The sequence below is a fragment of the Sideroxydans sp. CL21 genome (assembly GCF_902459525.1).
Classification (GTDB): Bacteria; Pseudomonadota; Gammaproteobacteria; order Burkholderiales; family Gallionellaceae; genus Sideroxyarcus.
Window position 1 is genome coordinate 1718084 of sequence record NZ_LR699166.1, and the last position, 20583, is coordinate 1738666.

18 protein-coding genes are annotated in these 20583 nt (G+C 57.3%); 17 read left to right on the forward strand and 1 reads right to left on the reverse strand.

Annotated features, from left to right (window positions below; genetic code table 11):
* The first annotated feature begins 13 nt into the window (after positions 1-13).
* From QOY30_RS07955 to QOY30_RS07965, 3 genes are all read left to right on the forward strand, one after another.
* Positions 14-532, forward strand: a complete 519-nt coding sequence (locus tag QOY30_RS07955; protein WP_283744094.1) for a DUF4442 domain-containing protein — start codon at positions 14-16, stop codon at positions 530-532.
* A 190-nt stretch (positions 533-722) separates the two neighbouring features.
* On the forward strand, positions 723-1823 hold the full coding sequence (locus tag QOY30_RS07960; RefSeq protein ID WP_283744095.1) for an SGNH/GDSL hydrolase family protein: 1101 nt from the start codon (positions 723-725) through the stop codon (positions 1821-1823).
* Positions 1824-1877: 54 nt separating this feature from the next.
* Positions 1878-2558: an OmpW/AlkL family protein gene (locus QOY30_RS07965; protein WP_283744096.1), complete on the forward strand. Its 681-nt coding sequence runs from the start codon at positions 1878-1880 to the stop codon at positions 2556-2558.
* A 235-nt stretch (positions 2559-2793) separates the two neighbouring features.
* Here QOY30_RS07965 and QOY30_RS07970 read toward each other — a convergent pair whose 3' ends face one another.
* Positions 2794-5028 carry a heavy metal translocating P-type ATPase gene (locus tag QOY30_RS07970; RefSeq protein WP_283744097.1) on the reverse strand — a complete coding sequence of 745 codons (2235 nt, stop codon included), beginning with the start codon at positions 5026-5028 and terminating at the stop codon, positions 2794-2796.
* A gap of 108 nt (positions 5029-5136) precedes the next feature.
* Between QOY30_RS07970 and QOY30_RS07975 the strand changes: the two genes are divergently transcribed.
* From QOY30_RS07975 to QOY30_RS08040, 14 genes are all read left to right on the forward strand, one after another.
* On the forward strand, positions 5137-6036 hold the full coding sequence (locus QOY30_RS07975) for an S-methyl-5'-thioadenosine phosphorylase (protein WP_283744098.1): 900 nt from the start codon (positions 5137-5139) through the stop codon (positions 6034-6036).
* A complete protein-coding gene (locus QOY30_RS07980; RefSeq protein ID WP_283744099.1) occupies positions 6033-6680 on the forward strand; it encodes a class II aldolase/adducin family protein in 648 nt (215 codons plus the stop codon). The genes QOY30_RS07975 and QOY30_RS07980 overlap by 4 nt, the downstream gene beginning before the upstream one ends.
* 1 nt (position 6681) lies before the next feature.
* A complete protein-coding gene (locus QOY30_RS07985) occupies positions 6682-7209 on the forward strand; it encodes an adenine phosphoribosyltransferase (RefSeq protein WP_283744100.1) in 528 nt (175 codons plus the stop codon).
* A gap of 193 nt (positions 7210-7402) precedes the next feature.
* Complete coding sequence (locus QOY30_RS07990) at positions 7403-8122, forward strand: HNH endonuclease (protein WP_283744101.1); 720 nt, start codon at positions 7403-7405, stop codon at positions 8120-8122.
* A 4-nt stretch (positions 8123-8126) separates the two neighbouring features.
* Positions 8127-9185 carry an S-methyl-5-thioribose-1-phosphate isomerase gene (gene mtnA / locus QOY30_RS07995; protein WP_283744102.1) on the forward strand — a complete coding sequence of 353 codons (1059 nt, stop codon included), beginning with the start codon at positions 8127-8129 and terminating at the stop codon, positions 9183-9185.
* A 156-nt stretch (positions 9186-9341) separates the two neighbouring features.
* Positions 9342-9767: a ribosome maturation factor RimP gene (rimP, locus tag QOY30_RS08000; protein WP_283744103.1), complete on the forward strand. Its 426-nt coding sequence runs from the start codon at positions 9342-9344 to the stop codon at positions 9765-9767.
* Between the two features lie 16 nt (positions 9768-9783).
* Positions 9784-11259, forward strand: a complete 1476-nt coding sequence (gene nusA / locus QOY30_RS08005) for a transcription termination factor NusA (RefSeq protein WP_283744104.1) — start codon at positions 9784-9786, stop codon at positions 11257-11259.
* A 56-nt stretch (positions 11260-11315) separates the two neighbouring features.
* Entirely contained in the window at positions 11316-13937 is a 2622-nt protein-coding gene (gene infB / locus QOY30_RS08010; protein ID WP_283744105.1) for a translation initiation factor IF-2, read from the forward strand.
* The gene (gene rbfA / locus QOY30_RS08015) at positions 13937-14293 is read left to right on the forward strand and encodes a 30S ribosome-binding factor RbfA (RefSeq protein ID WP_283744106.1); all 357 of its coding nucleotides are present in this window, start codon (positions 13937-13939) and stop codon (positions 14291-14293) included. The genes infB and rbfA overlap by 1 nt, the downstream gene beginning before the upstream one ends.
* The gene (truB, locus tag QOY30_RS08020) at positions 14277-15218 is read left to right on the forward strand and encodes a tRNA pseudouridine(55) synthase TruB (RefSeq protein ID WP_283744107.1); all 942 of its coding nucleotides are present in this window, start codon (positions 14277-14279) and stop codon (positions 15216-15218) included. Before rbfA ends, truB begins: the two co-directional genes overlap by 17 nt.
* 55 nt (positions 15219-15273) lie before the next feature.
* Positions 15274-15543, forward strand: coding sequence for a 30S ribosomal protein S15 (gene rpsO / locus QOY30_RS08025; protein WP_283744108.1), 270 nt, complete (start codon positions 15274-15276; stop codon positions 15541-15543).
* 106 nt (positions 15544-15649) lie between these two features.
* On the forward strand, positions 15650-17764 hold the full coding sequence (pnp, locus tag QOY30_RS08030) for a polyribonucleotide nucleotidyltransferase (RefSeq protein WP_283744109.1): 2115 nt from the start codon (positions 15650-15652) through the stop codon (positions 17762-17764).
* A gap of 159 nt (positions 17765-17923) precedes the next feature.
* Complete coding sequence (locus QOY30_RS08035) at positions 17924-19333, forward strand: TolC family protein (protein ID WP_283744110.1); 1410 nt, start codon at positions 17924-17926, stop codon at positions 19331-19333.
* A gap of 45 nt (positions 19334-19378) precedes the next feature.
* Positions 19379-20578, forward strand: coding sequence for an efflux RND transporter periplasmic adaptor subunit (locus QOY30_RS08040; RefSeq protein ID WP_283744111.1), 1200 nt, complete (start codon positions 19379-19381; stop codon positions 20576-20578).
* Positions 20579-20583: the final 5 nt, after the last annotated feature.

Consider the following 20583-nt stretch of genomic DNA (forward strand, 5'->3'; position numbering starts at 1 on the left):
GGAACAGCGGGACATGACATGGCTGAGCAAGTGCCCGAAGGCCTGGAGGGGGCACGTCGTCCGCTTCGGCTTCAACCTGCACCCGGCATATCGCAGGACAGGCGGCCGTGTCGAGTACGTGTCGCCCGACCTGACAACGATCCGTGTGCGGCTGCCATTCAATCGCGGCACGCGCAATCTGGTCGGTTCGATCTTCGGCGGCTCGCTATTTGCCGTCACCGATGGCCCGCATCCGACGCTGTTGCTGATGGGACTCGGTCGCGAATACGTCGTATGGGACAAGGCGGCATCCATCCAGTATAAAAAGCCGGGACGGAGCACGCTTTATGCCGATTGCATCGTCAGCGCTGAGGAGATTGCCGAGATAAAGGACATCCTGACCCGGCAGCCGGAAGTTGACCGGACATACCGTGTGGAATTGAAGGATCGCAGCGGCGTTGTTCATTCCGTGGTCGAACGCACGGTGTACATTGCAAACAAAAATCACTACAAACAGAAGGGCAATAGCGGGCGCACGGTGACAGATTCGTGATGCCATTTTCAGGCTTGTCGTAACCTGCGATGAATGATTCAATCTGGATCAATCACGAAAGAATATAGCGCTGCTGTGCATGGACAAATGAAGAAGGACGGCCATTTACGGGCCATGGGTTCGATGCGGGAAAAGCGGGTGGCAAGGAGTATTTTTCAGTGGGAAGTTATTTACATATAGGGGAGTGAAAATGCGTAAATACAATTTTGCAGCAGCATTGTTTTTGGCGGTTTTTTTGGCAGGCTGTGGAGGAGGCGGAAGCAGCGGGGGGAGTCAGGCTCCGAAAATTCAGTTCACTTCACAAGTATCATTTGGTGACAGTTTGAGCGATGTTGGGACATATAGAGTCGGCCCAATCTTGGCGGCAGGCGGTGGTGAGTTCACCATTAACGGCGCAGGCAAGAATTGGACTGAATTGATGGCGGCACAAGAAGGATTGCCTGCTCCTTGCGCCGCATTTACTGGTGGCTATGGAACAACGCCGAACCCAACTCCAACGCCGGGATGCTATGGTTATGCCCAGGGTGGTGCACGTGTGTTTTCTCAGCCTGGAATTGGAAATACTGGAACTTTGGCGGGGGCCCTGACCTATCCTGTGGCAACGCAGATTGCGGATCACCTTGCTGCCATTCCTGGGAATAAATTCTCGGGCAGCGAGATCGTGTATGTTCTCGCTGGGGCAAACGATGTGTTTATAGAAGCTCAAGTCGCCTATCCTGCGTACGTTACTGCGAATGTAACAGGGGGGATGTCGCTGACCGCTGCCCAGACTGCGGCCCTGCAAAAAGCTTTGGCGGATATCAGCGGTGTTGCTGATTTACTGGCAAACCAAATCACGACCAACATCACAGGGAAAGGTGCTCAATACGTAGTCGTAGTAAATATCCCTGATATCTACAGTACTCCATCGGCTGCTGCTGCCGAGGCTGCCACACCGGGAAGCAAGGCGTTGCTTGATGCGTTAGTGAAAACCTTTAATTCCGAACTTAATGCCAAGTTGGCTGGCAACGCCAATGTCTTGCTTGTTGACGCCTATACAGTTAATCGCGATCAGGTGACGAATCCTGCGGCCTACGGGTTAACGAATGTCACAGGTACGGCATGTGATGTGACTGGTGTGTTGGCTGCTTACGGTGGTTCGTCGTTGTTCTGTACTGCAACAACATTGACTGCAGGCGTAACCGCAGATACTCATTATCTATTTGCAGATGGCGTTCATCCAACACCCTACGGATATCTGCTACTGGCGCGCCTGGTATCCAAGGATATGCTGATCAAGGGCTGGCTCTGATTGCACATCGAGCTTGAGAATACTCAGGATTAATACACGGATTTAGGAGATGACATGAAAAGCATGCTAAAAATCGCAACAGTTGCTGTGGCCATGAGTGCAGCAAGTTCCGCATCTGCAATCGATTGGCAAAACTGGCAAGGTTGGTCGGTTAAGGCGGGTGTCAACAAGATCACACCCAAAGTACAAAGCGGAGATATCACCGCTCCAGCCCAGCCCGGTAGCAAAGTGGATGTGGGTAGCGATACCCAGCCGATATTTTCCGTGGCCTATGCCTACACCAGCCATTTGTCGGTTGAACTGGTCTTGGGTACGCCGTACCAGCACGATATTTCTGGTGCAGGCGGGCTTGCCGGAACGGGAAAATCGGGCACGGTGAAGTCGATGCCTCCCACGCTATTTGCTGAATATCACTTCCTGGAAGAGAAAGCGATGTTCCGTCCTTATCTTGGACTGGGGCTGACATACGCCTATTTCTACGGTGAAACCGGCTCAGGTGCGTTGACCGCGCTGACTAATACCGGCAGCTCGACGCCGACCACTTTCTCCGTTGATTCTGCATGGGGTTTAACTCCGCAAGCAGGGGTGATTTACAACATTAACGAAAAATGGTTTGCCGATTTGGTGGTGACCAAGACCTACCTGAAAACTACGGCGCACTATTCAACAGGTCAAACGGTTGATCTGACTCTGAATCCGGTTGCGACCGCGCTGTCAGTAGGTTATCGATTCTAGTTCCTGTTAAAGGGGCAGGGCGGGACTTGGTATGGTTCCGTTTAGTAATAAAAAAAATGACTTGCAACAGAAATGTTGCAAGTCTTTTTCTTTTTGCATTTTCGCGTGGGGTTAAGAAGAAGCTGGAGAAGCAAAGCGACTGATGTCGAGACACGTTCAAAAGATGCCGATTCAGTCAGCAATGCGGCATTGTTTTCCAAGTCCGAATCTAGCAACCCATTCCCGGCATGATTGCTTACGCTTTGAGTTGGGATGACGCGTTCTCGGGGTTGGCAGCAGCTTCATCATGCGAATCGGATACAGGTTTGCCGGGACGCCACTGTTTCAGCAACAAGGCATTGCTGACCACGGACACCGAGCTCATCGCCATCGCGCCGCCTGCGATCATCGGATTGAGCATGCCCAGTCCGGCAAGCGGGATGCCGAGCACGTTGTAGGCAAAGGCAAAGAACAGGTTCTGGCGGATCTTGCTCAACGTCACATGCGAGAGGTCGATCGCATCAGCCACGCTGTTGAGGTCGTTGCGCATCAGTGTGATGTCGGCTGCTTCGATGGCGATATCGCTGCCGTTCTTCATGGCGAAGCTGACATCTGCCGCGGCCAGTGCGGGCGCATCGTTGATGCCGTCGCCAACCATGCCGACCAGCGTTTTTTTGTCCTTGAGCGAGCCGACATAGCGCGCCTTGTCCTGCGGCGACACCTCTGCGATGAATTCCTCGATACCGGCCTGGTTCGCGATTGCCTGGGCGGTGGCCTGGTTGTCGCCGCTCAGCATCACCACGCGTATACCCATCCCGCGCAAGCGTGCAACGGCGGCACGGCTGCTGGGGCGTATCTTGTCGGCGAAGGCGATATAGCCGAGCAATACCTGCTGACGCGCCACGGCGATCACGCTCTTGCCTTGCATCTGCAAGGCCAGTATCGATGCCTCATCCACAGTGACACCCTGTTGCGCGATGTAGGCGGGTGAGCCTAGCAGATAGGAAACGCCGTCGAGATTCGCGCGCAAACCGCTGCCCGGTGATTCCTCAAAATCGGTGATCGGCAGCGGCATTGTCGCCTGCGTCTGGGCATATTCCACGACAGCACCCGACAGCGGATGGGTGGAATGTTGTGCGAGGCTGGCTGCGATGCGCAACAGCTCGCCGACTCCGCTGGCCGCGCTGGGGCGCAGGTCGGTGAGGGTGGGTTTGCCTTCGGTCAGCGTGCCGGTCTTGTCCAGCACCAGCACCGAGAGTTTATGCGCGCGTTCCAGCGCTGCCGCATCTTTCACCAATATGCCTTCACGCGCGGCCAGCCCGCTGGCGACGACGATGGTGACAGGGGTCGCGAGGCCCAGCGCACAGGGGCAGGCGATGACCAGCACCGACACCGCATTGATGATCGCGTACGACAGGTCGCCGTCGATCTTGTACCAGATGACGAGAGTGGCGAGGGCAAGCAGCAGCACGACGGGCACGAAGATGCCAGAGATCTTGTCGGCCAGCCGCTGGATAGGCGCCTTGGAACCTTGCGCCTGTTCCACCAGTCGCACCACTGCAGCCAGCTGAGTATGGCTGCCGACGGCGGTTGCACGGCATTTGATCATGCCCTGATGGTTGAGCGTGGCGGTATAGACCTTGTCATTGGTTTGCTTGGTCTGCGGCATGCTTTCGCCCGTGAGCATGCTCTCGTCCAGTGTGGACGTTCCTTCCAGAACGACGCCGTCCACCGGCACATTCTCGCCGGGACGCACGATGAAGATATCGTCCGGACGCAATTGTCCCGCCGAGACATCCAGCACTTCGCCGTCGCGTTCCACGTGCGCAATCTTCGGCTGCAGCTGGATCAGTTTTTCGATGGCACTGGACGCCTTGGCCTTGGCTCCCATTTCGAGCAGCTTGCCCATCAGCACCAGCGTGATGAGCACTGCGCTGGATTCGAAATAGACCGGTTGATGAATGTCGAAGAGGATGATGGCGACACTCAGGAAATAGGCTGCACTGGTCCCCAGTGCCACCAGCAGATCCATGTTGCCGCTGCCGTGTTTGATGCTGGCCCACGCGCCGCGGTAGAAACGCGCGCCGATCCAGAACTGCACGGGGGTAGCTAGGGCCCATTGCAACCAGGTCGGAATCGCCAGATGTACCTCGAATACCATGAGCAGCATCTCCAGCACCATGGGCGCGATGAGTGCCAGCGATATGAAGAAACGCAGTTTTTCCTGCTGGTAGGCCTTGAGGCGGTCCGCTTTTTCGGCTGCAAAATCGCGCGTGACATGCGCATCGAAACCGGTGTCGCGCACCGTCTGGATGAGTTTGTCCACATCCATCAGGTTGGGATCGAAGGTCACACTGGCTTTTTCGGTCGCCAGATTGACCACCGCACTGACGTCAGGTAATTGATTCAATGCTTTTTCCAGGCGGCTGGAACAGGAGGCGCAACGCATACCGACGATCTGGAGGTCGGCGTGATTTTCAGCTTGGGACATGGGGGTAATGACTCGATGAATTAATAACGCAAAAGATACGCCCGGGCGCCTATCTTGTCTATCTTGACGCTCTGCTATTGAGCAATGACCTGAATCCTGTTTCAATCCATGCCCATTACAAATATGGGGCAAAGCATGGGGCAGGCAAGCATAGGGATCATCGGCGGCAGCGGCGTGTATGACATCGAAGGGCTCACGAACAAATGCTGGGAGAAGGTCGAATCACCTTTCGGCGCAGCGTCAGACGAGCTGCTGTTCGGCGAACTTCACGGCGTGAAACTGGCCTTCCTGCCGCGCCATGGCCGCGGCCACAAGATTCCCCCGTCTGAAATCAACTTTCGCGCCAACATCGACGTGCTCAAGCGCGCTGGAGTGACGGATGTCATCTCGGTCAGCGCGGTCGGTTCCTTGCGCGAAAACTTGCCGCCCGGTACCTTCGTCATCGTAGACCAGTTCATCGACCGCACTTTCGCCCGCGAAAAATCCTTCTTTGGCACCGGTCTTGTGGCGCATGTCTCGATGGCGCATCCGGTGTGCAAACGTTTGGGCGACCACATCGAGCATGCGGCGAAAGAAGCAGGAATCTCCGCCATGCGCGGCGGCACCTATCTGGTGATGGAAGGCCCGCAGTTCAGCAGCCTTGCAGAATCCGAGCTTTACCGCAGCTGGGGTTGCGACGTGATCGGCATGACCAACATGCCCGAAGCCAAACTCGCCCGCGAGGCCGAGCTGTGCTACGCCACCGTGGCGATGGTTACGGATTACGACTGCTGGCACCCGAACCACGACGACGTGACGGTGGACCAGATCATCAAGGTGCTGCTGGCCAACGCCGACAAGGCCAAGAGCCTGGTGAAGCATGTCGTGCCCAGATTGGGCGCGGATGCCAAGGCCTGCGAATGCGGTTGCCGCAGTGCCTTGCAATATGCCCTCATCACTGCACCGGAAGCACGTGATGCGGCGATGAAACAGAAACTGCAGGCGATTGCCGGGAGAGTACTCAAATGAGCGACAAGACCGAACCGCAACTTCGCACCGCACTGCTCGACACCTCGCGCCGCATGGTCGAGCTCGGCCTCAATCGCGGCACGGCAGGCAACGCCTCGGTGCGCTGCGGCGGCGACATCCTGATCACCCCGTCCGCACTGCCGGTGGCCGAGATGTCGGAACAGGACATGGTGTTGCTGGATGTCGACGGCAAAGTGCTACAAGGCGGCAAGCCCTCCAGCGAATGGCGTTTCCACCGCGACATCTTTCAGGCTCGCCCCGAGATCGGCGCAGTGTTGCACATGCATTCCACTTTTGCGACCACCATCGCCTGCCTGCGCCGCGACGTGCCCGCGGTCCACTATCACATCGCCATCGCGGGCGGCGATACGATCCGCTGCACGCCCTACAGCGTGTTCGGCGAACAGAACCTGTCCGACCTCGCACTGGAAGCGCTGCATGGCCGCAAAGCCTGTCTGCTCGGCAACCACGGCATGATCGCGCTGGGCAAGGACCTCGCCGATGCGCTGTCCGTCGCACTCGAAGTCGAATATCTGTGCGAGATCTACTGGCGTACTTTGCAGGCAGGCGAGCCGCATATTCTCACTGCGCAACAGATGCACGAAGTACAAGAGAAGTTTGTTGGTTACAAAAAACGGAGTTGAAATGACCATTAAGTCCAGAGTTCGTACTGTCCCCCATTACCCCAAGCAGGGCATCATGTTCCGCGACATCACCACGGTGCTGAAAGATCCCGTCGGCCTGCGCGCAACAATCGACGAACTGGTGGCCCGCTACAAGGACGTGAAAATCGACAAGATTGCCGGCATAGAATCGCGCGGCTTCATCATCGGCACCCCGCTGGCCTACGCGCTCGGCGTCGGCTTCGTGCCGATCCGCAAGAAAGGCAAACTGCCCGCCGAAACTATCGGCCACGACTACGCGCTCGAATACGGCACCGACCGCATCGAGATTCACACCGACGCCATTTCCAAGGGCGAAAAGATATTGCTGGTGGATGATCTCATCGCCACCGGCGGCACGGCAGAGGCCGCCGTCATCCTGATCGAAAAGATGGGCGGCAAGATCGTCGAATGCTGCTTCATGATCGATCTGCCGGATATCGGCGGTCGCGCGCGGCTGGAGAAACGCGGGCACAAGGTATTTGCGTTGTGCGAGTTTGAGGGGGATTAAACGTAGGTCGGGTTAGGCCTTGGGCCGTAACCCGACGAAAATGTGGTGCGCACAGAATGTGTCGGGTTACGCTGCGCTAACCCGACCTACGAAGCTGCCGGACATCGGCGGACGTGCGCGGCTGGAGAAGTGGGGGCACAAGGTGTTTGCGTTGTGTGAGTTTGAGGGGGATTAATGCAATAGGGGCGTGAAAATGGACAAGGAAATGGATAGCCGAGATTGGGTGGCGTTATACAAGCAAGCATTGCTCAAAATCGAAGCTGGAATAAGTGAAGGCCAAAGAAAGATGCTGTTCGGGCATTACAGAGCTCCCGATATGGCGCTGTCCGTTAAACGGTTGGCTGAAATTGCCGGGTATGAAGGCATGCGTTCAGGAAGTTTGCACTATGGAAAACTTGCTAGGAAATTGTCCGAGGCAATGGGAGTCCAGCCCACAGGAGACCAGATTAGTACGATTGCTGCCTGGCGCGGTGATCTCAAGGATGAACGAGGACACGGTCAATGGATGATGTACACCGAGCTGGCTCAAGCACTAGAAGAGCTTGGTTGGGTAACAAGCGTAGAGAGTGTTTCTGATCAAGATATTCCTGTTCCGCCTGGCGTCCAGAAACCCAAAGAAGTAGTTTTACAGACTACCCAGCGAGAGCGAGATCCACTTGTGAGAGAGTGGGTGTTACGCACAGCAAATGGAATCTGTGAATGTTGTGGGGAAGATGCACCATTTGAGTCGATCGACGATTTGCCATACCTTGAGGTTCACCACATCTGCCACTTAGCCAATGGTGGTTCAGACACTGTCTCAAATGCGGTGGCTCTATGCCCTAATTGCCATAGGGAGTTACATCACGGAAAGTTCAAGGAAGAATTGGCTGAAGACTTGTATGCGTCTATTGCAAGACTAAAACGAGAATAGTTTTATGAAAATTGAAACCCTACGCTGGTTCAACAACCGGCTGGAAATGATCGACCAGCGCATCCTTCCTGCCGCATTTGAATATTTGAGCTACGACTCCGCCGCTTCGGTGGCAGAGGGCATCCGCAGCATGGTGGTGCGCGGTGCGCCGGCTATTGGTGTGGCGGCGGCTTATGGGGTGGCGCTGGATGCGTTGAGATTGTCGTTCGTCCTTCGACAGGCTCAGGACGAACGGATTGAGTTTGATAAAGACATGGAAACCGGCTTCACCGTGCTGGCGGCCAGCCGCCCGACTGCGGTGAACCTGTTCTGGGCATTGCAGCGCATGCGCAAGGTCTGGGAGGGTGTTGCTGCGCAAACGCCGCAACAGATCGCGCAGCGCTTGCTGGCCGAGGCGCATGAGATGCTGGCCGAGGACATTCGCATCAACAAGGCGATGGGCGCGAACGGCGCGGCCTTGCTGAAGGATGGGGCACGGGTGTTGACGCACTGCAATGCGGGAGCGCTGGCGACGGCAGGCTGGGGTACGGCGCTGGGGGTGTTCCGTTCGGCGGTGGAGGCGGGCAAGAAAATATCGGTGATCGCCGACGAGACGCGACCTTTCCTGCAGGGCGCACGACTGACGGCGTGGGAGATGGTGCAGGAGAACATTCCGGTGACTCTGATCACTGACAACATGGCCGGCTACATGATGGCGCACGGAGAGGTAGATGCCGTGGTGGTGGGCACGGACCGCGTGGCGGCCAACGGCGACGTGGCGAACAAGATCGGCACCTACATGGTGGCGGTGCTGGCCAGGCGGCACAACATTCCGTTCTATGTGGCATGCCCGCTGTCGACCATCGATCTTTCCGTTGCCTCGGGTAAGGATATTCCCATCGAGGAGCGCTCGGTGGACGAGGTGAAAGGATTTCGCGATTTTCACTGGGCGGCCGAGGGAGTGAAGATACGCAATCCGGCCTTTGACGTGACTCCTGCCGAACTGGTGACGGGGTTGATTACGGAAAAAGGTGTGGTGCTTGGTCCCGACGTCCATAACATCAAGAAGTTAATGTCCTCCTGAGCATTCAAACATTGGCAATGCTCTCTCCGCACGCGAAAATGGGAGGGAGTTTTACGCCTGCCTTTAAATACCTGTTTCCATTGACCTGACGATTTGGTACAATGCGCGCCGTTTTCAGATGGGCTTCGAGCCCGTTTTTTATTTGTGGGTACGGATATGGATGTGGTGAAGCTGGTTGAGACGACGCTGGCCGGTATGGGTTACGAGCTGGTCGATCTGGAAGTGTCCGGTCGCGGGCTGACGCGCGTGTTCATGGACAAGCCGGACGGCATCTCGGTGGAAGATTGCGAGCGGGTGAGCAACCAGTTGGTGCGCCTGTTCACGGTGGAAGGGGTTGATTATGAACGCCTTGAAGTGTCTTCGCCGGGGCTGGATCGGGTAGTCAAGAAGGACTCCGATTTTGTGCGCTTTGCCGGGCAGAAGGTGCAGATCAAAGTGCGCATGCCGATGGCGGGACGCAAGAATTTCGTCGGCAACATCGGCGGAGTGAAAGATGGGAATTTGCAGTTGGATGTGGATGGCAGCCCGGTAACAATCGAGCTGTCAAATATAGATAAGGCACGATTGGTGCCGGTTTTCTGAGTGGTCGGAGATAGCGATGAGTCGTGAAGTTCTGTTGTTGGTAGATGCCTTGGCGCGTGAGAAAAACGTGGACAAGGAGATCGTATTCGGTGCGCTTGAATCGGCCTTGGCCTCTGCGACCAAAAAGCGCTTTTCTGATGAAGAAGCGGATGTGCGCGTGAGTATCGACCGCCAGACCGGTGTGTACGAATCGTTCCGCCGCTGGCAGGTGATGGACGACGAGACCTTCGAAACGCCCGAGCTGCACATCAAGCTGGAGGAAGCCCAAAAACGCGATCCGCATATCCAGTTGGAAGAATTCATCGAAGAACCGCTGGAAAACATCGACTTCGGTCGTATAGGTGCGCAAGCGGCGAAACAGGTCATTTTCCAGAAGATCCGCGACGCTGAACGCGAACAGATCCTGGCCGACTTCATGGAGCGCAACGAGCACCTGGTGTCCGGCACGATCAAGCGCATCGAGCGCGGCAATGCCATCGTCGAGTTCGGCAAGATCGAAGCGCTGCTGCCGCGCGACCAGATGATTCCGAAGGAAAATCTGCGCGTCGGCGACCGCGTGCGAGCCTATTTGCTGCGTGTGGATCGCACCGTGCGCGGCCCGCAGATCGTGCTGTCGCGTATCACCACAGAGTTCCTGAGCAAGTTGTTTGAACTGGAAGTGCCCGAGATCGAAGAAGGCCTGCTGGAGATCGTCAGCGCCGCTCGCGATCCCGGCTCTCGCGCCAAGATCGCGGTGCGCAGCCACGATCAGCGCCTCGACCCGATCGGTACTTGCGTCGGTATGCGCGGTTCGCGCGTGCAGGCTGTGACCAACGAATTGGCGGGCGAGCGCGTGGATATCATCCTGTGGTCTGACGATGCCGCAACCTACGTCATCAACGCCCTGGCTCCGGCTGAAGTCGGCAGCATCGTGGTGGATGAAGACAAGCACAGCATGGATGTGGTGGTCGAGGAAGAGAATCTGGCGCAAGCCATCGGGCGCGGCGGCCAGAACGTGCGCCTCGCCAGCGAAATGACGGGCTGGGAAATCAACCTGATGACGGTTGAACAATCGGCAGAGAAAAACGAGCAGGAATTTTCGAAAGTTCGCGATCTGTTCGTGGCCAAGCTGGATGTGGACGAGGAAGTGGCCGACATTCTGGTGCAGGAAGGTTTCAACACGCTGGAAGAAGTTGCCTATGTGCCGCTGGAAGAGATGCAGGCGATTGAATCCTTCGATGAATCGACTGTCAATGAACTGCGCAGCCGCGCGCGTAACGCGCTGTTGACGGAAGCTATTGCCAACGAAGAGCAAGTCGAGCACAACATTGAAGACTTGCTGAAAATTGAAGGCATGGACGAAGAGACAGCGCGCGCGTTGGCAGGTAAAGGTGTCGGCACGCAAGAGCAGTTGGCCGATCTGGATGGCGATGAGCTGATGGAAATCACCGGAATGGATGCCGAGCGTGCCAATCAGTTGATCATGACGGCGCGTGCACCCTGGTTCATTTGAGCCGCAAGTTAAAGCAGTCAGGGTATTTGTTGTCTGGTATAGGTTAAGGGGTTGTAATGGGAAAAATGAACGTCGCGCAATTTGCGGGTGAGCTTGGGCTTCCGGTCGAGCTGCTGTTGGAGCAGTTGCAATCGGCTGGAGTATCCAAGCAGAAAGATACCGACACCATATCGGAACAGGACAAGTCGCAGCTCCTTGAGCACCTGCGCGGTGCGCACGGTGCTGGCAAGAACAAGATCACGCTGGTACGCCGCGAGACGACAGCGATCAAGAAAGCGGACAGTTCCGGCAAGTCACGCACCATTCAGGTGGAAGTGCGCAAGAAACGCACCGTCGCACCCGGAGCGGCCCAGGCAGCAGAAGTGCCGGTGCAAGCTGCCGTGCAAGCGCCGGTAGTGGAAGAAACCAAGCCGAGCGCGCCGACCAGGAAAGGTTTGGACGAACAGGAACAAAAGGCTCGCGCCGAGGAAGCGCGTCTGCAAGCCGAACTGGCGGCACGCCAGGCGGCCGATGTACAAGCCAAACAAGAGCGCAGCAAGCGTAAAGTTGCGGCTGTGGAACCGGTTCCAGCACCCGTTGTGGTGCCGGCGCCTGTGGTTGAAGCCAAGCCGACAGTCGTAGAACCGGTTGCAGCGGCAATTGCAGTTAAACCTGCTGCCGGAACACCAGAAGGTACTTTGCATAAACCGACGCTCAAGCCGGGCGACAAGGTTGCGCGCCCCGCCAAGAAAGTGGACAAGGTTGCCGCCAAGGAAAGCCCTTGGGACGAGGCTGGACACAAGAAACGTCCGCCTTCCCGAACTGCCGATACCCGTGGCGGATTGGGCGGGCGTGCCGGCGGTAGCGCGATCCGCGCACCGCGTCATGACAAGCACAGCAAACCGGAAGCGGCACACGCATTCTCGTTGCCGACCGAACCCATCGTGCAGGAAGTGATGGTTCCGGAAACCATCACCGTGGCCGAGTTGGCGCAGAAAATGTCGATCAAGGCGGCGGAGATCATCAAGACTTTGATGAAGATGGGCTCCATGGTCACTATCAACCAGGTGTTGGATCAGGAGACAGCGATGATCCTAGTCGAAGAAATGGGACACAAAGCGGTTCCGGCCAAACCGGACGATCCTGATGCCTTCCTGATGGAAGCGGTGGATCACGGCGATGTGGTGCTGGAATCGCGTGCGCCGGTCGTGACCGTCATGGGTCACGTCGACCACGGCAAGACATCATTGCTCGACTACATCCGCCGCACCCGTGTGGCGAGTGGTGAAGCGGGTGGTATCACGCAGCATATCGGTGCCTATCACGTGGATACGCCGCGCGGCATGATTACTTTCCTCGATACCCCGGGCCACGAGGCGTTCACTGCGATGCGTGCTCGCGGCGCGAAAGCGACCGATATCGTGATTCTGGTGGTCGCAGCGGACGATGGCGTGATGCCGCAGACCAAGGAAGCGATACACCACGCCAAGGCGGCAGGCGTTCCTATTGTTGTGGCTGTGACCAAGATCGACAAACCGGATGCCAATTCCGAGCGCGTGCGCCAGGAGCTGGTGGCCGAAGGCGTGGTTCCAGAGGACTGGGGTGGCGATGCGATGTTCGTTGAAGTGTCCGCCAAGACCGGCCAGGGTATCGATACGTTGCTGGAAGGCATCTTGTTGCAAGCCGAAGTGCTGGAATTGAAAGCGCCAAAGAACAGCAGCGCCAAGGGCGTGGTAGTTGAGGCACGTCTGGACAAGGGCAAGGGCGCGGTGGCGACCCTGTTGGTGCAATCCGGTACCCTGAAACGCGGCGACGCGATTCTGGTCGGTTCCGTTTCGGGCCGTGTACGCGCCATGCTGGACGAGAACGGCAAGACGATCAACGAAGCGGGACCTTCCATTCCAGTCGAGATTCAGGGGTTGTCCGAAGTGCCGGTCGCCGGTGCGGATTTCCTGGTGCTGGCCGACGAGAAGAAGGCGCGCGAGATCGCGCTGTTCCGCCAAGGCAAGTTCCGCGACGTCAAGTTGGCCAAGCAACAGGCCGCCAAGCTTGAGAATATGTTCGAACAGATGGGCGAGGGCGAAGTGCGTACCCTGTCACTGATCGTGAAGGCAGATGTGCAGGGTTCGCTCGAGGCGATCGCCAGTTCGTTGCAGAAACTTTCCACAGCCGAGGTCAAGGTCAGCCTGATCCACAGCGGTGTGGGGGCGATCTCCGAGTCCGATGTCAATCTGGCGCTGGCGTCCAAGGCGATCATCATCGGTTTCAACTCGCGTGCGGATGCGACGGCGCGCCGTCTGGCCGAATCGTCAGGTGTGGATATCCGTTACTACAACATCATCTACGCGATGGTGGACGAAATCAAAGCGGCGCTGTCGGGCATGCTGGCACCGGAAAAGAAGGAAAGCATCATCGGCATGGTCGAGGTGCGTCAGGTATTCCACATCTCCAAGGTCGGTACGATCGCGGGATGTTATGTCACCGAGGGCCTGATCAAGCGCTCTTCCAGCGTGCGTGTGCTGCGCAACAACGTGGTCATACATACCGGTGAACTGGATTCTCTGAAACGCTTCAAGGATGATGCAAAGGAAGTGAAGTCCAACTTCGAGTGCGGTCTGTCCCTGAAGGGTTACAACGATCTGGAGGTCGGCGACCAGCTTGAGGTGTTCGAAATCGTTGAAGTGGCACGGGCGCTTTAATGGCAAAAGACTTTTCACGCATTGATCGCATCGCCGAACAAATCCAGCGCGATTTGGCAGAGTTGATTCGCTTGGAGGTGAAAGATCCGCGTGTAAAAAAAGTCACGCTTACGGGGGTGGAAGTAACCAACGACCACGCCCATGCCAAGGTGTTTTACACCTCGCTCGATGGCGACAGCCCGGACTTGCTGCAAGGTCTGGAGCGTGCCGCCGGATTTCTGCGCAGCCAGTTGGCGCATGCCATGAAGCTGCGTATTACTCCCCAATTGCATTTCGTCTATGACGCTTCTGTCGAGCGCGGAGCGCATCTTTCCCAGTTGATCGATCAAGCGGTTGCGAGTGACAAAAAAGACTGAGCAATTCAGGCGCGTCAGTAGACCGCTGGATGCCGTCCTGCTGTTCGATAAGCCGCTGGAGCTCAGCTCCAATACCGCGCTGCAAAAAGTCCGCCGCCTGTACAGTGCCGAGAAAGCCGGACATACCGGTACCCTGGATCCACTCGCCACAGGTCTGCTGCCGGTCTGTTTTGGCGAAGCTACCAAGTTCACCATCGCCTTGCTGGATGCCGACAAACGTTATCGCGCGACGATACGTCTGGGGCAGCGCACGACGACGGGCGATGCAGAAGGCGAGGTTACCGAGACGCGCCCTGTCGCAGTGGATGAGGCGCAAGTGCTGGCAGTGCTGACAACATTCACGGGCGAGACTCGGCAGTTGCCTCCCATGCATAGCGCCATCAAATACCTGGGAAAGCCGCTGTATGAATATATCCGCAAGGGCGAAACCGTGGAGCGTGAATTGCGCACGGTAATTATCCGAGAACTAAAGCTGGACCGATTGGAAGGCAACGAGCTGGAATTCAGCGTGCTGTGCAGCAAGGGTACTTATGTGCGCACTTTGGCTGAAGATATTAGCGAGAAACTGGGCTGCGGCGGGCACCTGATCGCCTTGCGCCGCACCGGAATAGGTGAGTTCAGTCTGGATGATGCCCATACCCTCACGCAACTTGAAGGGATGGACGAGGCCCAGCGTGCCGCCTGTCTGCTGCCGACGGACAGACTGGTGCAGAACTTGCCCAGCCTGGAGTTGGATGAGGTTCAGGCCAATCGGCTTGCTCAAGGGCAAAGATTGGGGTTGAGCGACAGCCATCCGGACGGCAAACGGCGTTTGTACACCTCCGGGCGCTTTATCGGCGTGGGCGAACTTGAGGGCGGACGGTTGACCCCCAGCCGCCTGCTGTCCAGTGTGGCCAAAGCGGCTGCACAGCGCGAATCAACTTGAGCCAAGACCCCATTCAGGGGTAGAATGCCGCACTTTTTATTGGAGAGAGAAGTCAATGTCTATTACCGCCGCACAAAAATCGCAGATTGTTACTGACTATCAGCGCGCCAAGGGCGATACAGGTTCCCCTGAAGTTCAAGTAGCCCTGATGACGGCACGTATCAATTACCTGACCGATCATTTCAAGGAACACAACAAGGATCACCACTCCCGTCGTGGTCTGTTGCGCCTGGTGAGCCGCCGCCGCAAGCTGCTGGACTACCTGAAGAGCAAGAACGAAGCCGGTTATAAAGAACTGATCCAGCGCCTGGATCTGCGCAAGTAAGAAGTTTTGCAAGCGGGTCGCGAATGCGGCCCGCTTCGTTTTGGATGTCATTCCGCCACGCTGGTAACGGCCACTCGGTCACGCATTTACATTGGAGAGAGCTATCTTGAGTCACTATAAAAAAACCCTGAGCTACGGCAAACATCAATTGACATTGGAAACCGGTGAGATCGCGCGCCAATCCAGTGGAGCAGTGATTGTCAGTCTGGACGATACCGTGGTGCTGGTCACCGTGGTAGGCCGCAAGGATGCAAAGCCGGACCAGGACTTTTTCCCGCTGACCGTTGATTACCAGGAACGCACCTACGCCGCGGGCAAGATTCCCGGAGGTTTCTTCAAACGCGAAGGCCGTCCAAGCGAAAAAGAGATATTGACGTCGCGTCTGATCGACCGTCCGCTACGCCCGCTGTTCCCGGAAAGCTTCTACAACGAAGTGCAGATTGTTGCGACCGTGATGTCGTCCGATCCCCAGATTGATTCCGATATTCCCGCAATGATTGGCGCTTCCGCTGCTTTGGCGATCTCCGGCATCCCTTTCGACGGCCCGATCGGTGCGGCGCGCGTGGGTTACCTCAATGGCCAGTACCTGCTGAACCCGACCAAGGATGAACTGGTCGAGTCCAAGATGGACCTGGTGGTTGCCGGTACATCGAAAGCGGTATTGATGGTGGAATCCGAAGCGCAAGAATTGTCGGAAGAAGTCATGCTGGGCGCCGTGGTGTTCGGCCACGAGCAGATGCAAACCGTGATTAATGCGATCATCGAAATGGCCAATTCTGTCGGTCAGGACGATTGGGACTGGACGCCTGCAGCGAAGAATGAGGCGCTGATCGCCAGGATCAACGCGTTGGCCGAAAACGACCTGAAGGCAGCGTACGCTGTGCGCCAAAAACAGGCACGTACCCAGCAAGTGGATGCGATCCGTGCGAAGGTTTCCGAAGCTTTGGCCACACCGGAATTCGAGAATGTGTCCAAAAACGAGATCGGCGAACTATTCAGCGCACTGGAAGCCAAGATCGTGCGCGGACAGATTCTGAGCGGCGAGCCGCGTATCGACGGTCGCGATACGCGTACCGTGCGCCCGATCACCATCCGTACCGGCGTGCTGCCGCGTACCCATGGCTCGGTGTTGTTCACACGCGGCGAGACACAGGCGCTGGTGATCGCGACGCTGGGTTCCATGCGCGATTCTCAAACCATCGACGCATTGCAGGGCGAGTATTCCGACCGTTTCATGCTGCACTACAACTTCCCGCCGTACTCGACTGGTGAGACCGGTCGCGTGGGCACTCCCAAACGCCGCGAGATCGGCCACGGACGTCTGGCCAAGCGCGCACTGGTTGCAGTCCTGCCTAGCGAAGAAGAATGCGGCTACGCGATCCGCGTGGTATCCGAGATTACCGAATCCAACGGTTCCAGCTCCATGGCTTCCGTATGCGGCGGATGTCTGTCTCTGATGGATGCTGGAGTCCCGCTGAAAACGCATGTGGCCGGTATCGCGATGGGCCTGATCAAGGACGGCGGCCGTTTTGCGGTTCTGACCGACATCCTGGGTGACGAAGATCATCTGGGCGACATGGATTTCAAGGTGGCCGGTTCCGATACGGGTATCACTGCCCTGCAGATGGACATCAAGATCAACGGCATCACCAAGGAAATCATGCAGGTTGCCTTGAGCCAGGCCAAAGAAGGCCGTATGCATATCCTCGGCATCATGAAGCAGGCGATGCCCTCCGTGCGCCCGGAAGTCTCCGACTTTGCGCCGCGGATGATCAAGATGAAGATCAATCCCGAAAAGATCCGCGATGTGATCGGCAAGGGTGGTGCGGTGATCCGTGCACTGACCGAAGAGACCGGTACGACGATAGACATCGACGATGAAGGCAATATCACCATCGCCTGCGTGAGCGGCGATGCGGGTGAACTGGCCAAGAAACGCATCGAGGACATCGTGGCCGAAGTCGAAGTCGGCAAGGTGTACGAAGGTCCCGTGGTCAAGTTGCTGGATTTCGGTGCGCTGGTAAACGTTCTGCCGGGCAAGGATGGTCTGCTGCACATCTCGCAAATCTCGCATGAGCGGATCGCCAACGTTGCTGACCATTTGAAAGAAGGCCAGATAGTCAAGGTCAAGGTATTGGAACTGGACGACAAAGGCCGCATGCGCCTGAGCATGAAGGCGTTGGCACCGCAACAGGAAACGGCTACACCTGCCGCGGATTAAGCCAGACGATGTTGTTATCGAAGCCCCGCTCAGCGGGGCTTTTTTATTTTCGACGAATGTTGTCGGGTAAAGCCAGATAAAGATTTTTTGCGCGGGTCTGCGCTAGGTTAGGCTACAGGGTATCATCCCGATGTGTCCTTGCCGGACAGGTAACCTGTTTTGAGCGACAACGTGTATCGATATCGATTTCGCCTGCTGATTCTGTTGTGCCACGTGATGTTCCTTCCACTGGTGGCACTGGCGAGCAACGATCCTCTGTCGACGGAGCAATATGTCGAGCCTGGTGATTTTCCCCAGACTGCGGATATGAGTCATTGCGACAGGGAGAAGATCAGGAAGCCGTTGACTCTTGCTGACGTGGTTGATCTGACCTTGTGCAACAATCCGCAGACACGATTGCTCTGGGCGAACGCCCGCGCCCAGGCGGCGAACGTCGGTGTCGGCATGTCGGCCTACCTGCCTACCCTGTCGGCGCAAGCCAGCGACACGCGCTACATTTCCAACGCTGCCGGAAGTCCCGGCAATTATAGAAGTCGAAACGCCAATCTGAGCGCGGGCTATCTGCTGTTTGATTTCGGCGGACGGTCCGGGACGCTGGAAAATGCCAAGCAACTGCTGGTTGCTGCCAACGCGACCCGCGATGCGACGTTGCAGGCCAATTTTCTCGGCGCAGTGCAGGCCTATTATGCATTGCTGTCCGCACAAGCCAGTGTGGATGCGTTGAAAGTCGCCGAGGCTTCGGCCAAGGAAAGTTTTTCCGCAGCGGAAGCGCGCTACCGGGCCGGCATTGCCACACCGGCAGACAAGCTGCAGGCACAGACGGCCTTGTCTCAAGCCAAGCTCAATCTAATCACAGCGCAAGGGAACACCCGCGCTGCGCAGGGGACTTTGGCGAACGTCATGGGGTTTGATGCCAGTATCCAGTTCACCCTGGTGTCATTGCCGGAATCGGTACCCGATCCGGTCGTGGAGCAGGATATCGGGAAACTGATCGATGATGCACGCCGAAAGCGTCCGGATCTGCGGGCGGCCGAAGCCCAGATCAAAGCGTCGGAGGCACAGTTGGAAGTGAGCCGTGCCGCGGGTTTGCCCAGTGTCAGCCTGAACGCATCGACCGGTTCACAGAATTTGCCGGGAGTCCCGATCACCAATACCAGCAGTATCGGTGTGACCCTCAGCGTGCCTTTGTTCACGGGCGAGAGCAACACCTACCAGAACCGCGCTGCCGAGTTGCAGATCGAAGGCAAGGTTGCGGCGCGCGACATATTGGCCAACCAGATCGCACTGGACGTATGGAAGGCCTACCAGGCCCTGCTCACGAACAGCCAGGCCTTGATTGCTTCAAATGACCTGGTGGCATCAGCCGAGCAGTCCGAGCGGATGACCCTGGGACGCTACAAGGCCGGCGTTGCGAATATGTCGATACTGGATGTGCTGAATGCGCAAAGCACGCTGGCCAGTGCGCGGCAACAACATGTCGCTGCGTTGTATAACTTTCAGGCAAGCCGACTGGTCTTGGCTCAGGCCATCGGGCAGCTTGATCTGACCCGGCTGGAAGCAGGGAATTGAGCCGGGAGTTGCCGCGTTGAATCATGCGCGAAACGGGAGTGTGGAATGCAAACAAGAATCTCGCGAAACATATCGATCGGAATAGTGCTGCTGCTGGCTGGCGGAACGGGCATCTGGTGGTTCATCCCGAAAAAAGAACCGGCTGAAGCGCGCTATGCGACTGTCATGGCGGAGCGCGGCTCCATCACGCAAAGCGTCTCGGCCAACGGGACGCTGAATCCGGTGGTGTTGGTCAGCGTCGGCAGTCAGATTTCCGGGATCGTAAAGAAACTGCATGCCGATTTCAATGACCAGGTCAAAGCGGGGCAGGTGCTGCTGGAACTTGACCCGACCCTGACCCATGCACAACTGCTGCAAAGTGAGGCGAATATCGCAAACGCCCAGGCTTCGCTGGAGCTGGCACAGGCCAACGAGATACGGACGCGCGGACTGTTCGAACAGGAGTACGTGACCCGCCAGGATCTTGACACCGCGGTGCAGATGCTCAAAGCGGCCAAGGCTCAGCTTGCGCTGGCACAGGCGCAAATGGAGCGTGACCGGACCAACATGAGCTATACCGTGATCCGTTCGCCGGTATCCGGTGTCGTTGTATCGCGACTGGTCGATGTCGGGCAGACCGTGGCAGCATCGCTACAGACGCCGACCTTGTTCCAGATCGCGCAGGATCTTTCGCACATGCAGATCGATACAAGTTATGCCGAGGCGGACGTGGGCAACATCCGGGTAGGACAGCAAGCGACTTTCCGGGTGGACGCTTTCCCCAACCGCAGTTTTCGCGGCGCGGTGCGCCAGGTGCGCCTTAACCCGACCACACAGCAGAACGTGGTGACCTATGACGTGGTGGTGTCGGTGGACAACCTGGATCAGGTCCTGATGCCGGGCATGACGGCTTATGTGAACATCGTGGTTGCCCAGCGCAAGGATGCGCTAAGGGTCCCGAATGCGGCATTGCGGTTTCGCCCCGGCGATGCCGGACCGCGCCCGGACAAGGCGCGCAACAGCGGTGACAGCAGGCCCAAGGACGAAGGGCGAGGCAAGGACAAGGACAAGGGCGACACGATCCCGATGGGTACGGTGTACGTTCTGGAGAAAGCTCAACCGAAAGCGGTGCGTCTTTCCGTCGGCATCACCGACAACCGCATGACCGAAGTGCTGGGCGGAGAGATCAAGGAAGGCGATGCGGTCGTCGTCGAGGATCGTCAGCCGCCGGCGAAGAACACCAGTACCGGCATGAGATTGTTCTAGCGGCG

What these genes read in the sequence shown, in the direction of transcription:
- QOY30_RS07975 (WP_283744098.1), top strand. Translation starts at nt 5,137, where the DNA reads ATGCCCATTACAAATATGGGGCAAAGCATGGGGCAGGCAAGCATAGGG.
- rimP (WP_283744103.1), top strand. Translation starts at nt 9,342, where the DNA reads ATGGATGTGGTGAAGCTGGTTGAGACGACGCTGGCCGGTATGGGTTAC.
- rbfA (WP_283744106.1), top strand. Translation starts at nt 13,937, where the DNA reads ATGGCAAAAGACTTTTCACGCATTGATCGCATCGCCGAACAAATCCAG.
- QOY30_RS07985 (WP_283744100.1), top strand. Translation starts at nt 6,682, where the DNA reads ATGACCATTAAGTCCAGAGTTCGTACTGTCCCCCATTACCCCAAGCAG.
- rpsO (WP_283744108.1), top strand. Translation starts at nt 15,274, where the DNA reads ATGTCTATTACCGCCGCACAAAAATCGCAGATTGTTACTGACTATCAG.
- QOY30_RS07980 (WP_283744099.1), top strand. Translation starts at nt 6,033, where the DNA reads ATGAGCGACAAGACCGAACCGCAACTTCGCACCGCACTGCTCGACACC.
- infB (WP_283744105.1), top strand. Translation starts at nt 11,316, where the DNA reads ATGGGAAAAATGAACGTCGCGCAATTTGCGGGTGAGCTTGGGCTTCCG.
- QOY30_RS07960 (WP_283744095.1), top strand. Translation starts at nt 723, where the DNA reads ATGCGTAAATACAATTTTGCAGCAGCATTGTTTTTGGCGGTTTTTTTG.
- QOY30_RS07970 (WP_283744097.1), bottom strand. Translation starts at nt 5,028, where the DNA reads ATGTCCCAAGCTGAAAATCACGCCGACCTCCAGATCGTCGGTATGCGT.
- mtnA (WP_283744102.1), top strand. Translation starts at nt 8,127, where the DNA reads ATGAAAATTGAAACCCTACGCTGGTTCAACAACCGGCTGGAAATGATC.
- QOY30_RS07965 (WP_283744096.1), top strand. Translation starts at nt 1,878, where the DNA reads ATGAAAAGCATGCTAAAAATCGCAACAGTTGCTGTGGCCATGAGTGCA.
- nusA (WP_283744104.1), top strand. Translation starts at nt 9,784, where the DNA reads ATGAGTCGTGAAGTTCTGTTGTTGGTAGATGCCTTGGCGCGTGAGAAA.
- QOY30_RS07955 (WP_283744094.1), top strand. Translation starts at nt 14, where the DNA reads ATGACATGGCTGAGCAAGTGCCCGAAGGCCTGGAGGGGGCACGTCGTC.
- QOY30_RS07990 (WP_283744101.1), top strand. Translation starts at nt 7,403, where the DNA reads ATGGACAAGGAAATGGATAGCCGAGATTGGGTGGCGTTATACAAGCAA.
- QOY30_RS08040 (WP_283744111.1), top strand. Translation starts at nt 19,379, where the DNA reads ATGCAAACAAGAATCTCGCGAAACATATCGATCGGAATAGTGCTGCTG.